This is a genomic window from Corynebacterium sp. ACRQP, assembly GCF_022345915.1.
Classification (GTDB): Bacteria; Actinomycetota; Actinomycetes; order Mycobacteriales; family Mycobacteriaceae; genus Corynebacterium; species Corynebacterium lehmanniae.
The window spans coordinates 88162-101067 of the sequence record NZ_JAKRMZ010000006.1 but is presented as its reverse complement, the minus strand read 5'-3'; the positions used below and the strand labels follow the sequence as shown (position 1 = coordinate 101067).

General features: G+C 65.4%; 10 protein-coding genes. 2 read left to right on the top strand and 8 right to left on the bottom strand.

Translation table 11 applies throughout. The features are described from left to right. Positions 1-582 precede the first annotated feature (582 nt). Together MHY23_RS03955 and MHY23_RS03950 are read left to right on the top strand one after the other, a co-directional pair. On the top strand, positions 583-789 hold the full coding sequence (locus tag MHY23_RS03955) for a hypothetical protein (RefSeq protein WP_181889433.1): 207 nt from the start codon (positions 583-585) through the stop codon (positions 787-789). Positions 790-862: 73 nt separating this feature from the next. Continuing rightward, positions 863-2428 (top strand): catalase, encoded by a 1566-nt coding sequence (locus MHY23_RS03950; protein ID WP_239306517.1) that lies wholly within the window; start codon positions 863-865, stop codon positions 2426-2428. A 70-nt stretch (positions 2429-2498) separates the two neighbouring features. Here MHY23_RS03950 and MHY23_RS03945 read toward each other — a convergent pair whose 3' ends face one another. The 8 genes from MHY23_RS03945 to MHY23_RS03910 all read right to left on the bottom strand — a co-directional run bounded on the left by MHY23_RS03945 (position 2499) and on the right by MHY23_RS03910 (position 12899). Then, the gene (locus MHY23_RS03945; RefSeq protein ID WP_239306516.1) at positions 2499-3908 is read right to left on the bottom strand and encodes a hypothetical protein; all 1410 of its coding nucleotides are present in this window, start codon (positions 3906-3908) and stop codon (positions 2499-2501) included. A 390-nt stretch (positions 3909-4298) separates the two neighbouring features. Further along, positions 4299-4574 carry a cell division protein CrgA gene (gene crgA / locus MHY23_RS03940; RefSeq protein WP_181889436.1) on the bottom strand — a complete coding sequence of 92 codons (276 nt, stop codon included), beginning with the start codon at positions 4572-4574 and terminating at the stop codon, positions 4299-4301. Between the two features lie 48 nt (positions 4575-4622). Continuing rightward, positions 4623-6719, bottom strand: a complete 2097-nt coding sequence (gene pknB / locus MHY23_RS03935) for a Stk1 family PASTA domain-containing Ser/Thr kinase (RefSeq protein WP_239306515.1) — start codon at positions 6717-6719, stop codon at positions 4623-4625. Next, a complete protein-coding gene (locus tag MHY23_RS03930) occupies positions 6720-8282 on the bottom strand; it encodes a serine/threonine-protein kinase (RefSeq protein WP_239306514.1) in 1563 nt (520 codons plus the stop codon). It abuts the gene before it with no gap. Further along, on the bottom strand, positions 8283-9737 hold the full coding sequence (locus tag MHY23_RS03925) for a penicillin-binding transpeptidase domain-containing protein (protein ID WP_239306513.1): 1455 nt from the start codon (positions 9735-9737) through the stop codon (positions 8283-8285). Further along, on the bottom strand, positions 9734-11086 hold the full coding sequence (locus tag MHY23_RS03920; RefSeq protein ID WP_239306512.1) for an FtsW/RodA/SpoVE family cell cycle protein: 1353 nt from the start codon (positions 11084-11086) through the stop codon (positions 9734-9736). Before MHY23_RS03920 ends, MHY23_RS03925 begins: the two co-directional genes overlap by 4 nt. Next, on the bottom strand, positions 11083-12453 hold the full coding sequence (locus MHY23_RS03915) for a protein phosphatase 2C domain-containing protein (RefSeq protein ID WP_239306511.1): 1371 nt from the start codon (positions 12451-12453) through the stop codon (positions 11083-11085). Before MHY23_RS03915 ends, MHY23_RS03920 begins: the two co-directional genes overlap by 4 nt. Continuing rightward, on the bottom strand, positions 12450-12899 hold the full coding sequence (locus MHY23_RS03910; protein WP_239306510.1) for an FHA domain-containing protein: 450 nt from the start codon (positions 12897-12899) through the stop codon (positions 12450-12452). Before MHY23_RS03910 ends, MHY23_RS03915 begins: the two co-directional genes overlap by 4 nt. Positions 12900-12906 lie beyond the last annotated feature (7 nt).

Here is a 12906-nt window from a genome sequence, read left to right as displayed (position 1 = left end):
TCCCAGAATCCTTGACCGGCTCGCCGCCGGTGCCGAGCCCGGGTGAGCCTCCGCTACCGGGTACTCACTCAGCCGCTACCGGATACTCACCACACCGCTACCATTTCGGTCTTTTGAACACCTAGCCAGCGAAAGCCCGGCTAGGGTCTTCTTTTTGGGTTTACACGCGGGCTGAGTGATCAAGCTCTACCAGATCGCCGCCGCAAACCGAGAATTTACAGTCCGAAAGGAAGGCGGAAATTCCCGAACCATATATTTTCCTGAAACGCCGAGGTCAAGCCCCAGAAATCGCCGATTCCAGACACACTTTTTGACCTTTAACCAGACCTTTCAAGTTATCCACAGCGGTTGTCCACAGTGTGGATAACTACACGCGTGTAACTCGTCGAACGACACGTCGAACAGCGAAAATGACACGCCGAAGGAACGTGGCGTTTTCGAAAGCAAACCAGCACATTCCACTGCCCTGTGGAGTTGTGCACAGAGTTATCCACAGGTGTGGATAGATATCGTTCGAACAACGGCGAGTTGGTGTCGAGCTCGTTAACCAAGATCAAGGCCAAAGAAAGGAAGGTGAGTCTGATGAAGCTTCAGGTGCGCCGCTTTACCAATACGGAGCTGCGAGAGCGTCGACGCAGCTTGCGTGCACAGTTGGCGGAATCCTTGGGAATGGAGGAGCCAACTGATGATGCGTTGAAAGAGCTGGCCTGGTCCGGTGGTTTCACCTATGACCAGCGGGACGTTTACGACGAATTGCGCAGGGTGGAGTCACTTCTCGGGGAGCGGTAGTCGTGGAAACTCGCGCGCCCATGAAAATGCCTAGGGTGGGGACGTACGCAACCAACGATCCAAGGAGTGAGCAATGGCTGATCAGAGCAAGGCGGAAGAGATCGTCTCCAGGGGCGATCGCCCCGCAGGCAAGGGCCGCACCACCGAGCTGGGCGGGCAGCCGGTCGCCTCGGAGCACATTTCGGTCACTCAGGGGCGCCAGGGAGCCAATGTGCTTAACGACGTCCACATGATGGAAAAACTGGCGCACTTCAACAGGGAGAACGTGCCTGAGCGCATCCCGCACGCGAAGGGCCACGGCGCCTTCGGCGAGCTGCACATCACGGAGGACGTGTCCAAGTACACGAAGGCGAAGCTGTTCCAGCCGGGCACCGTCACCCCGATGGCGGCGCGTTTTTCCACCGTGGCGGGCGAGGCTGGTTCCCCGGATACGTGGCGCGACGTGCACGGTTTCGCGCTGCGTTTTTACACGGAGGACGGCAACTACGACATCGTGGGAAACAACACCCCGACGTTCTTCCTGCGCGATGGCATTAAGTTCCCAGACTTCATCCACTCCCAGAAGCGCCAGCCCAACTCGGGCCTGCGCGATGATGAGATGCAGTGGGATTTCTGGACGCGCACGCCGGAGTCCGCGCACCAGGTGACCTACCTGATGGGCGACCGTGGCACCCCGAAGACGTCGCGCCACCAGGACGGTTTCGGCTCCCACACTTTCCAGTGGATCAACGAGGAGGGCACTCCGGTGTGGGTGAAGTACCACTTCAAGACCCGCCAGGGCTGGGAGTGCTTCACCGACGAGGAGGCCACCGAGAAGGCCGGCACCGACCCGGACTTCCAGCGCGCGGACCTGTTCAACGCCATCGCGGACGGCGACTACCCGATTTGGGACGTCAAGGTGCAGATCATGCCGTTCGAGGAGGCGAAGGATTACCGCTTCAACCCGTTCGACCTGACCAAGACGTGGTCGCAGAAGGACTACCCGCTGATCCCGGTGGGCTACTTCGTGCTCAACCGCAACCCGAAGAACTACCACGCGCAGATTGAGCAGCTCGCGCTCGATCCGGCCAACCTGGTGCCGGGCGTGGGCCTGTCGCCGGACCGCATGCTGCAGGCCCGCGTGTTCGCGTACTCGGACCAGCAGCGCCACCGCATCGGTGCGAACTACAAGGACCTGCCGGTCAACCGCCCGCTCAACGACGTGAACACCTACTCCGAGCGTGGCAACATGGCCTACTTCTTCAACGAGGAGAACGAGCCGAACTACGTGCCCAACCGCACCGAGAAGGGCGCCGGCTACCTGGACAACAACGAGGATTCCTCCTCCAACTTCACCGACTACGGCCAGGCGGAGAACCTCTACGTCAACCCGGATCCGGAGGGCACTGACCTGGTGCGCGAGGCGTACGTCAAGCACGCCGAGGACGACGACTTCGGCCAGGCTGGCACGCTCTACCGCGACGTGTTCGACGACGCGGAGAAGGAGCGCTTCGTCCACAACATCACCAACAAGATGATGGCGATTAAGCACAAGGACGTCGAGGAGCGCGTCTACGAGTACTGGGGCAAGGTCGACGCCGACCTGGAGAAGAAGGTCCGCGAGTCCTTCGCCAAGAAGCGCGCTGAGAAGGAGAACTAGTCCCCGCACATAAAAAAGCCCGTTGAGTCCGCAACAGACTCGACGGGCTTTCGCGCTATTCAGCAGTGCTTTAGAACACGCCGCGGATCTTCTTGCCGAAGTCGGAGACGGTCACGTCGCGGGAGTCCACGTCCTGGTCGTTGTAGAACGAGGTGTCGCCTGCGAGGCGGCCGGTCTGGGTGACCTTCATGTAGTTGTACAGGCGGCCTTCCTTGGTCTTGCCGTCGCCGAAGGAGAATGCGCCCAGCAGCATCTCGTCGCCGGCGAGGATCGGGTTGGACAGGGTGACCTCGAAGGTGCGGATGCCGCGGTCGAAGTCGTAGCCCAGGTCGCGGATGTGGGTGCCGTTGTACTGGGTGGTGGTGATCAGGCGGTCAACGCCCTCCGGGCCTGCCTCGGTGCCGACCTCGACGCGGAAGGTCAGGGCCGGGAATTCGCCCCAGTAGCGCTTCGCGCCGGTGTTCTTCACGCGCAGTGCGACGGAGCCAGCGGCGCCCGGCACCTTCCAGGAGGAGGTGGTGAAGTACGGCTGGAGGTCCAGGTCGCGCTGGGCATCTGCCTGCTTATCGACGACTTCGTTGACCTCGTCAGCAGCCTTTTCCTCGACCTCGTTGATGACCTCTGCGCCCTCGTTCGCGATGTCGTTGTTGGTCACGTCGGTGGCTTCGTCGTTGTCGACCACGGTGACGTCGTCAAGGTTTGCACCCGTCTCGATCTTTTTGACGTCCTCGTTGTACGCCGGGTTCGGGTTCTCCACGGTGTCGGTGACCTGTGCGCCCTTGTTCGGCGCCCAGGAGCCGGCCGGGGTGGAGTAGTTCTTGACGCGGACCTCGTTCTTGATCGGCATGTTGGCGATCCAGGCGGTCGGGGTAGCCCAGGTGCCGTTCGGGCGGCAGCGCTGCTGGGTGCCGGTCATGGTGACGGTGCGGAAGCCGTAGGTGGCCTCGCCGGTGTTGCCGGCCGGCACGTCGTACGGGCCGATCTTCTGGCCGACGGACCAGGACAGGGAGCCGGAGACGTCCCAGCCCAGGGACTTGGCCAGGGAGTAGCCGATGTTGCCCTGAAGGCCGTCCTTCGAGCCGGAGCCGCCGAGCGTCAGAGTCTCGGTCTTGGAGCCGTTGACGGAGGCGGAGATGGTCTGGGTGCGGGACAGGTCCTGGGACAGCGGGATGGCACTGTCGGACAGGTTGGTGGTGGAGATGGTGCCCACCGGCAGGAAGTTGTCCTTCACCTTGTACACGATGGTGCGGTAGTCCTCGGTGGAGTTGCACACCGGGCGCGGGTTGAGGATGTTCGCCTTCAGGTGATCCGAGCCGCGGTAGGTGTGGATGATCGGCAGCGCGGAGTTGGTTGCCGGGGTCTCCGGGTAGGACTCTTCGAAGGTCTGGGCGGTGGCGGTGATGCCGGAGCCTGCGATTGCGACAGCGGCGACGGCTGCGATCGCGGCCTTGGCGGCACCAGCGATGCGGAATGCGCGCATTTGGCGTTCCTTTCGGGGAAACAATTGTGGATTCTTCAGGGGACGGGCTTCTCAACCTCTCAGCGAGGAGCTCTCATATAACACCTAGTCACTTGCCAAGGAAGAGTCATAATATTGTTGAACAATCCACCCAATCCGGGGTCAAACTAAAGTAATTGACATGTCGCGAAAGCCAGCTCACCAGTATTAATACTGTTATTTGTGGGTAAAACCCCGGCGCAATCTATCGCGCTATTTAAATACAGTGATGTGTCGCATAAATCGGCTTCTCAGGTCCCTCTAGGAATGCGTTCAGCCTCGAACCCCCGCCAAAGCAAAAATCGGATTGCGGCAAATATTTGCCACAATCCGATTTCACACAACCCCCAACTCAAAACCCCCGAAGAAGAACTACCGCCAACCCATGGTCATCAGCAGACCGAGGATCATGCCCGAAAAGCCGATGGCGTAGTTCCACGGCCCAAGCTGCCCGAGCCACGCAAGCTGGTCGCCAGCGAGGTAGTAGAGGATCAGCCAGGCCAGGCCGAAGATCATCAGCCCGAACATGATCACCTTGTACCAGACTGGGGTGCCGCCGGTGTTGACCTTCACCGGCGTGCGCGTGGTGCCGGCGGAGGTGCTGCTAGCTGGGCGGATGGGGTCTTTGGTTACTTTTGCTTTAGGCATGTGCGCTCCCTTGGTGTGTGCGGGCCAATGCGTCGTGCTTATCGACGTCTAAAGCCCGAGCCCGCGCTGCACATTCCGCAGCGCGTTGTTCGCGTTCTGGGGTTGAACTGTATCAGCCTGCGGCGCGGCCGCGTTATTCTGCGGGATGAGTTTGCCAGCGTCGAACTTCCACAGGTTGTAGCCGATGGCTTGGTCCTTGCGGATGGTTTCGCCGGCGTCGACTTCCTGGTGGCCGATCAGGCCGTCGTCCACAAGCGCGCCGGTGGGCACCGTCGGTCCCGCCACGAGGCGGCCGTTCCAGCCGGCGTCGCGGAGCGCCTTCTCGGCTTCCTCGGGGCTTTGGCGGGTGATCTCCGGCATGTTCATGAGCATGCCGTTGGAGACGCGCAGCTCGATGGTGGTGCCGGATTCCACGTCGGTGTTTTCACCGGCGACGGCGAGCACCTGGCCCTCCGGTTTCGGCGAGTCCACGCTGGTGACGGTGGAGCGCAGCTGCAGGGAGGACAGGGTGGCGGTGGCCTGCTCGACGTTCAGCCCAACCAGGGACGGCACCTGCACCATCTCCGGCCCGGAGGAGACGGTGATGGCGATGCGCGAGCCCTTGGCAATCTGGGTGCCGCCGGCGGGCTGCTGGGACAGGACGATGCCTTCGTCGATGTTGGCGCTGGATTCGCGGCGCACGTTGGGGTTGAGCTCCAGCCCGGCCTTCTTCAGCTCTTCGATGGCTTCTTCGGCGGTCAGGTTGGTCACGTCCGGCACGTCGGTCATCTCCTTGCCGGAGGAGACGGTCAGGGTGATCTGGGTGCCGCGCTTGAGCTCGGAGCCGGCGGCGGGGTTGGTGGAGATCACGTTGCCGCGTTTGATGTCGGGGCTGGGTTCTTCCATGACGGAGACGGAAAAGCCGAGGTGTTCGAGTTTGCGGACGGCGTCGTTGCGCGGCATGTCCGCGAGTTCGGGCACGGGGACCATTTCCTCTTGGGTGATGGCCGGGCCGTTGTTGTCTTTGTTTACGGAGAAGTAGTCGTAGACGAACCAGCACACCGCGGCGGCGAGCAGCAGTCCGAGCAGCGCGGAGAGCCACTTCAGCCAGTTGGAGGAGGTTTTCTCGTTGGCGGCGCGGTGGTCGGCGTAGCGCGTGTGCCCGGAGGAGGCGGCAGATGCTTCTCGACGCACCATAGGTTCGCGCACCACATCCCCGACTACGACCGTGTGGTCCTGGGACGGCGGGTACTGCGCGTCGATGGCGTGGGAGCCTGCGTCCTCCTCCGCGGCGGCGAGGTGGTTGCGGGCGGCGGTGGTGACGTTGCCGCGCTCCAGAAGCGCGAGGTCAGCGCCCATTTCGTCGGCGGTCTGGTACCGGTCGGCGGGGTGTTTCGCCATCGCGGTGAGGATGACGGAGTCGACGTTGACGGCCTCGTTGTCCGACAGCGGCGCGTTGATGCGCTCGGACGGCGGCACCGGGTCTTCCTGGACGTGCTGGTAGGCCACGGCGAACGGGGACTCGCCTTCAAACGGCGGGACCCCGGTGACCGATTCGTACATCACGCAGCCGAGCGCGTAGACGTCACTGCGCGCGTCGGCAGCCTTGCCGCGGGCCTGCTCGGGGGAGAGGTACTGCGCGGTGCCGATGACGGCGGAGGTTTGCGTCATCGCGGAGGTGGAATCATCCAGCGCACGCGCGATGCCGAAGTCCATGACCTTCACGGCACCGGTGTTGGTGACCATGATGTTGGCGGGCTTGATGTCGCGGTGGATGATGCCTGCGTCGTGGCTGGCCTGCAGTGCCCGGGTGACCGGCAGCAGCAGCTTCGCGGCGCGCTCGGGGCTCAGCGGCCCTTCGTTGCGCACGATATCGCGCAGGTTCATGCCGTGGACGAGCTCCATGACGATGTAGGGCACGTCCACGCCGGAGGTTTCCACGGAGCCGGTGTCGTAGACCGAGACGATGTTGGGGTGGTTCAGGCGCGCGGAGTTTTGCGCTTCGCGGCGGAAGCGTTCGCGGAAGTTTTCGTCGCGCGCCATGTCGATTTTCAACATCTTCACGGCGACTTCGCGCCCAAGGGACACGTCGGTGGCGGCATACACGTCCGACATGCCGCCGGTGCCGATGATGTCGCCGAGTTCGTACCGGTCCGCGATCAGCATTTACCTGCCACCTCCGAGCAAGCTATCAAGGTTGGGCAATTCTACCGCAGGGGCAGGCTCGTTCGTGACCTCGGGCTGATTGCCTATCGACGTCCCACCGTCCAGCGCCCCACCCGAAGGCGTCGGAGCCGCCGCCGATGAATGCGCCGGCGCTGATGTTTCGGCGTCGGCGGACGGGGCGGACGGCTCGGCGGACGGCTCCGCCGGGGCGGGGGAGTTGTCGGCCTCGGACTCCTCGAAGCGCAGGGTGCCCGGGTTGCGCGGCTCCGTGATGGTGGTGCGCTCGCGCTGGGTGGTGGTTTCGGTGACCGGATCCTCGGTGTCTTCTTCCGCCTGCGTCGGCGTGGCTGCGCTCATGGTGGGCCGCGGGGTGGTGGGGGTGCCGCCGCCGGTGAAGCGGTCGAACACGCCCTCGGTGTACGCCCAGGCGGCGCCGCCGGCCAGAAGCGCGAGCAGCAAGATTCCGGAGATCACCGGCCCTGCCGCAGACAACTTCTTTTCCGGTTCGCGTTCGCGCGGCGCTGGTGTCGCGGCGCGGGATGGGGCGGGGGGAGCCGGAGGACGTCGAGAAGCAACGGCCCTGGCCGCGGACGGCGGGTAGGCGCCCTCGGGGCGGGAGGTGCGTTCCTCGGCGACGCTGGCCAGCATCTGGGTGGACGCGGTCGCGGACGGCTCGGTGGCCACGACCTGGGTGTGGCCGCCGGGCTGGGCGGGACGCAGGCCCTGGCGGACCTGGGAGACGGCCAGCTGGAACTCGTTGCCGTCGCGGAAGCGCTGGCCGGGGTCCTTGCGCAGGGCGATCTCGATGAGCTCGCGCGCCGGGGCAGAGACAGAAATGGGCAGCGCGGGCGGCTCGGCGGACACATGCGCGAGCGCCACGGACACCGACGAGTCGCCGGTGAAGGGGCGCTTGCCGGAGAGCAGCTCGTAGCCCACCACGCCGAGCGAGTAGACGTCGGACGCCGCGGTGACCTTCATACCCTGGGCCTGCTCGGGGGAGACGTACTGGGCGGTGCCCACCACCATGCCCGTGCGGGTCAGGGGCACGGCCGCGGCGGCCTTGGCGATGCCGAAGTCCGTGATTTTCACCTGCCCGTGCTGGGTGAGCATGAGATTGCCCGGCTTGATGTCGCGGTGCACCAGCCCCATGCGGTGGATCACGGCCAGGCCGTGGGCGGCCTGCTCCAGCACGTCGAGAGCCAGCGCCTCATCCAGCTGGCCCTCGCGGGCGATGAGGTCCGCGAGCGACTCGCCGCGGATGTACTCCATGATGATGTAGCAGACGGTGAAGCCCGCGTCGGTGTCTGCCTCGCGGTAGTCGTAGGTGGCCACCACGTTGTCGGAGTTGATGCCCTGGGCGCTCAACGCCTCGTTGCGGAAGCGGGCGAGGAACTCCGCGTTGGAGCTGAACTCTGGCCGCAGCACCTTGATGGCCACCTCGCGCTCGTTGGCCAGGTCGTCTGCCAGCCACACGGTGGACATGCCGCCGTGGCCGATGATCCACTGCAGCTGGTAGCCGTCGCCGACGAGCTGTTGCAGGTCCTCGCGGTTTTCGGTGTTCATCTACTGTGCTCCTTCCACGGGTGCGGGGGCGGCGGGTGCTGCGCGCAGCACGGCGCGTCCGATCGGTCCGGCGACTTGGCCGCCGGTAGCGGCCTCGCCGAGGTTGCCGCCGTTTTTCACCACCACGGCAACGGCGACGTCCTTGGCCGGGTCGAAGGCGACGTACCACACGTGCGGGGCGGCGCCTTCGGCGTGCTCGGCCGTGCCGGTCTTGGAGGCGAAGCCGTTGCCGTCGTAGCCCCAAGTCCACCGCTCGGACGCGAACATCAAGTCCGTGATCGTCGCGGCTTCTTGTTCTGTTACGGCCTCGTTGAGTTCCACCGGCTCGGTTTCGTGCACCACCTTGCCGTCGGCGTTGCGCACCTGCCGCACGACGTGCGGTTCCATGCGCTTGCCCTTGTTGGCGATGGTCGCAGACATCATCGCGGCCTGCAGCGCGGTCATGGTCACGTCGCGCTGGCCGATGGCGGACTGGGCCACCTCGGCGCCGCCGGGCAGGTCGCCCAGCGAGCCGGCCGCATTCGGCAGGCCCAGGTTGTAGCGCTCGCCCACGCCGAAGCGGGCGGCGGCGTCGCGCAGCGCGTCCGGGCCGACGGCGAGGCCCATCTGCACGAACGCGGTGTTGCAGGACAGGGCGAACGCGGTGCGCAGCGGCACCTGCCCGCCGCCGGCGCAGGCTTGGCCACCGTAGTTGGTCAGCGGGATGTTGTCCGTGCCCGGCAGGATCGTCTGCGCCTCGCCGGTCAGTGGCGATTCCGGCGTGAAGCCGTTTCTCAGGCCCGCGGCGGTGGTGATGATCTTGAAGATCGAGCCCGGCGGCAGCTGCTCCTGCGCCGCGTGGTTCAGCAGCGGGTTCGCGGGGTTGCCGGTGGCCTCGGCCCAGGCGTCCTCGGCAGTGGCCGGGTCCGCGATGCCGTTCGGGTCGTAGCTGGGGGTCGAGGCCATGGAGAGCACCTCGCCTGTCGACGGCCTCACGGCCACCACCGCACCATCAAAACCCGGCTTGGCCAGCTGGTCGTACGAGAAGGCCTGCAGGTTCGGGTCCAGCGTCAGATCGACGGTGTCGCCCTTCTTGCCGTCCTCGAGCCCGGTGCGCAGGAAGCGCGAGGCGGTGCCGGAGTCGCCGGTGAGGTCGCCGTTGTGGGTGGCCTCCAGCTGGGAGGTGCCGAACTGGTCGGAGACAAACCCCACGATGGGAGCAAACGACCACGGCATGTTGGGGTAGGCGCGCTGGTAGAAGCCAGTCTCTTCGTCGCGGTGGCTCTGCGCCAGCACGGTCTCGCCAGCGACGATGTCGCCGCGGTTGGTGCGCTTGAGGTCCATGAGGATGCGCGAGTTGTGCTGGTTCTGCGCGTACTCGTCTTCGCGAAGGCCCTGCACCACGGTGAAGTTGACCAAAAGCGCCGCGATCATCAGCAGCGCGACCACGGCGCCGTAGCGGATGGACTTGTTCATCGTGCACCCACCGCCTCAGGACGCGCCGTGCCCGCGGCGACGGCGTCGTAGTCCGCGGGGCGGTTGGCGCTGTTGGAGATGCGCAGCAGCAGCCCCAGCAGGATGTAGTTGGCCATCACTGACGAGCCGCCGGCGGACATGAACGGCGTGGTCAGGCCCGTCATGGGCAGCATGGCGGACACGCCGCCGGCGACCACGAAGATCTGGATGGCAATGGTCAGCGCCAACCCGGAGGCGAGCAGCTTGCCGTAGGAGTCGCGCGCCTGCATGGCGGTGCGGAACCCGCGGGTGATAAACACCGCGAACAGGCACAGCACCGCGGCGATGCCCACAAACCCCAGCTCCTCGCCGAGGGCGGCCAGGATGTAGTCGGAGTGCGCCACCGGCACCAGCTCCGGGTGGCCGTAGCCCAAGCCGGTGCCAGTGATGCCGCCCCAGCTCAGGCCGATCAGCGCGTTGGCGGGCTGGTTGCCAATGCCGTCGAAGTCCGCGAACGGGTCGATGAAGTTGGACACGCGCTCCTGGATCTTGGAGCTGACCTGGTAGACGGCGTAGCCGCCGACGGCCACCAGGCCGACGCCGATGAACAGCCAGGAGGCGCGGCTGGTGGCGAAGTAGACCATGCCCAGCACGGTGGCGAACAGCAACAGCGCCGGGCCGAAGTCGTTGGAGATGCCCATGATCAAAATGGCGATGGCCCACACCATGAGGATCGGCGCGAGGTCGCGCAGGCGGGGGAAGGTCATGCCCAAGAAGCGCTTGCCGGCGACGGTGAACAGGGCGCGCTTCTGGGCCAGCAGCTGGGCGAAGAAGATCAACAGCAGGATCTTGGAAAACTCGCCGGGCTGGATGGAAAACGGCCCGAGCCACAGCCAGATGCGCGCTTCCTCATACCCCGGGGGCTGCGGCCACACCAGCGGCAGGGCCAACAGAATCAGGCCAACCAGGCCCAGCAGGTAGGAGTAGCGCGACAGGGACTTGTGGTCGCGGATGACAATGAGCGTGAGCACCATCAGCCCCACGCCGACTAAGGACCACAGCATCTGGCGCTCCGCCAGCGGCCCGTAGCCGGGGCGTTCTGCCAGGTCAAGGCGGTAGATCACCACCAGGCCCACGGCGTTGAGCAGCGCCACCACGGGCAGCATCACCTGGTCCGCGTGCGGTGCCAAGAACGCGATGGCTACGTGTGCGATGGCGTAGACGCCCATGAACCCGCCGATGATGTAGAGCATCTCGGTGGACAGGGTGCGCCCTTGGCTCGTCTCTAAGCCAAAGAGCATGAGGGCTAGCAGGCCTGTGGTGAACAGCAGGAGGAGCAGCTCGCGGCTGCGGGATACTAGGCGGCTCATCGCACCTCCCGGCACTTGCCCTCGTCGGCGCTCTTCTTGTCCGTGCAGGCCGGCAGCGCCTGATCCGCCAACTCATTCAGCTTGGCTAATACGTCGTCGTAGGAGCCGGTGACGTCCGCGACCTCGCGCTTGTCTTGCGGCAAGTCTTCGGTGGTAAAGATGCTGCAATCGCCCGGCTTGGTGTCCTTGGAAATCACGCGCAGGTCGCCCTTGGTGTTCAGGCAGGCGCGCTGGATGTCCTCGGTTTTCGCGTCCGCGAACAGGTTGTCGCGGGTGGTGTGCTGCACCACGAACTCGCCGGAGTCCTGCACCTTCAGCGTGTACTCGTCGGTGGCGCGGGACTGCGACCACATCACGCCCGCCACCGCGAGCACCAGCAGAAGCACAAGCGTTGCGACGACCCAAGGCCACACCGACGACGGCTGCTTCTTCCCTGTGACACCGACAGCGCCGCTAGTGTGGCCCTCCTCGTCGTCGGACGCGTCCGCGTCTTGGAGCTTGGCCCGGTTGTGGTCCGGGGTGATGGTCTCGGACTTGCGCAACAGCGCTGCTGCGCGCGAGGCGGCCGAGTCCGGGTGGGAGGACTCGTAGCCCGGGTCCAGCGCGCCGGCCCTGACCACGGCGCGGGTCTCGCGGGCCGCATCGCCCTCCGCGGCCTCCACGACCTCCGCCACCACGACGGTGACGTTGTCGGGCCCGCCGGAGCGCAGCGCCAGCTCGATCAGGCGGTTCGCCGCCATCTCCGGGGTGCCGTCGCCGAGCGCGAGTTGGATGGTCTGCTGGGTCACCGGGTCGCTCAACCCGTCGGAGCACAGCAGGATCCGGTCGCCCGGCTGGACCTGGATCAGCTCCAGGTGCGGCTCCACTGCCCGGCCGGTGTACGCCTTCAAAATCAGGGACTTCTGCGGGTGCGACGAGACGTCCTCGGGTGCGAGTTTGCCGTCGTTGACCAACGACTGGACGAAGGTGTCGTCGACGGTGAGCTGGCGGAGCTCGCCGTCGCGAAGCAGATAGCCCCGGGAGTCGCCCACGTGGATCAGACCGAGCTCGCGGCCGTTGAACATCGTCGCGGTCAGGGTGGTGCCCATACCGGCCTGCTCGGGGTGCTCGGCCACGGAGGCCTCGATGGAGGCGTTGCCGTCCTCGGCCGCCGCGCCCAAAAGCGCGAGCATGTCCGCGTCCTCGGGGTCGCGGTCCAGGTGCTCGAGGTGCTCGACCATGAGCTGGCTGGCCACCTCGCCGGCGGCGTGGCCGCCCATGCCGTCCGCAAGCACCAGCAGGTGCGGGCCCGCGTAGGCAGAGTCCTCGTTGTTGCCGCGGACCAGGCCCCGGTCGGACACGGCCACGAAATCTAGCGCGAGCTTCACGGCATCAGCCTCACAATCGTGCGTCCCATCTTCATGTCCGTGCCCACGGTCACCCGCTCAGGCTGATCAATGCGCACCCCGTTGACGAAGGTGCCGTTGCGCGAATCCAGGTCCTCCACGAACCAGTCGCTGCCCCTGCGGAACAGGCGCGCGTGGCGCGAGGAGGCGAAATCGTCGCCCAGCTGGAAATCGTTGTCTCCCGCTCTGCCGACAGTCAAGTCTTCTAAGCTGGCAATTTCCATATGGGAGCCTTGCAGCGGCCCCTCAACTACCGCAAGGGTGCGCACCTTCTCCCTGGGGGCGGGGGCGGAGGCACTTGCTTGACGACGCACCGCGCCACCCGCCGACACCACATCCTTCCTCTGCGTCCACATCACCAGGAAAATGAACACCCAGAGCAAGGCCAGAAGGCCGAAGCGGGCGCTGAGGATCATGGTCGAGTCCATGGCAAAC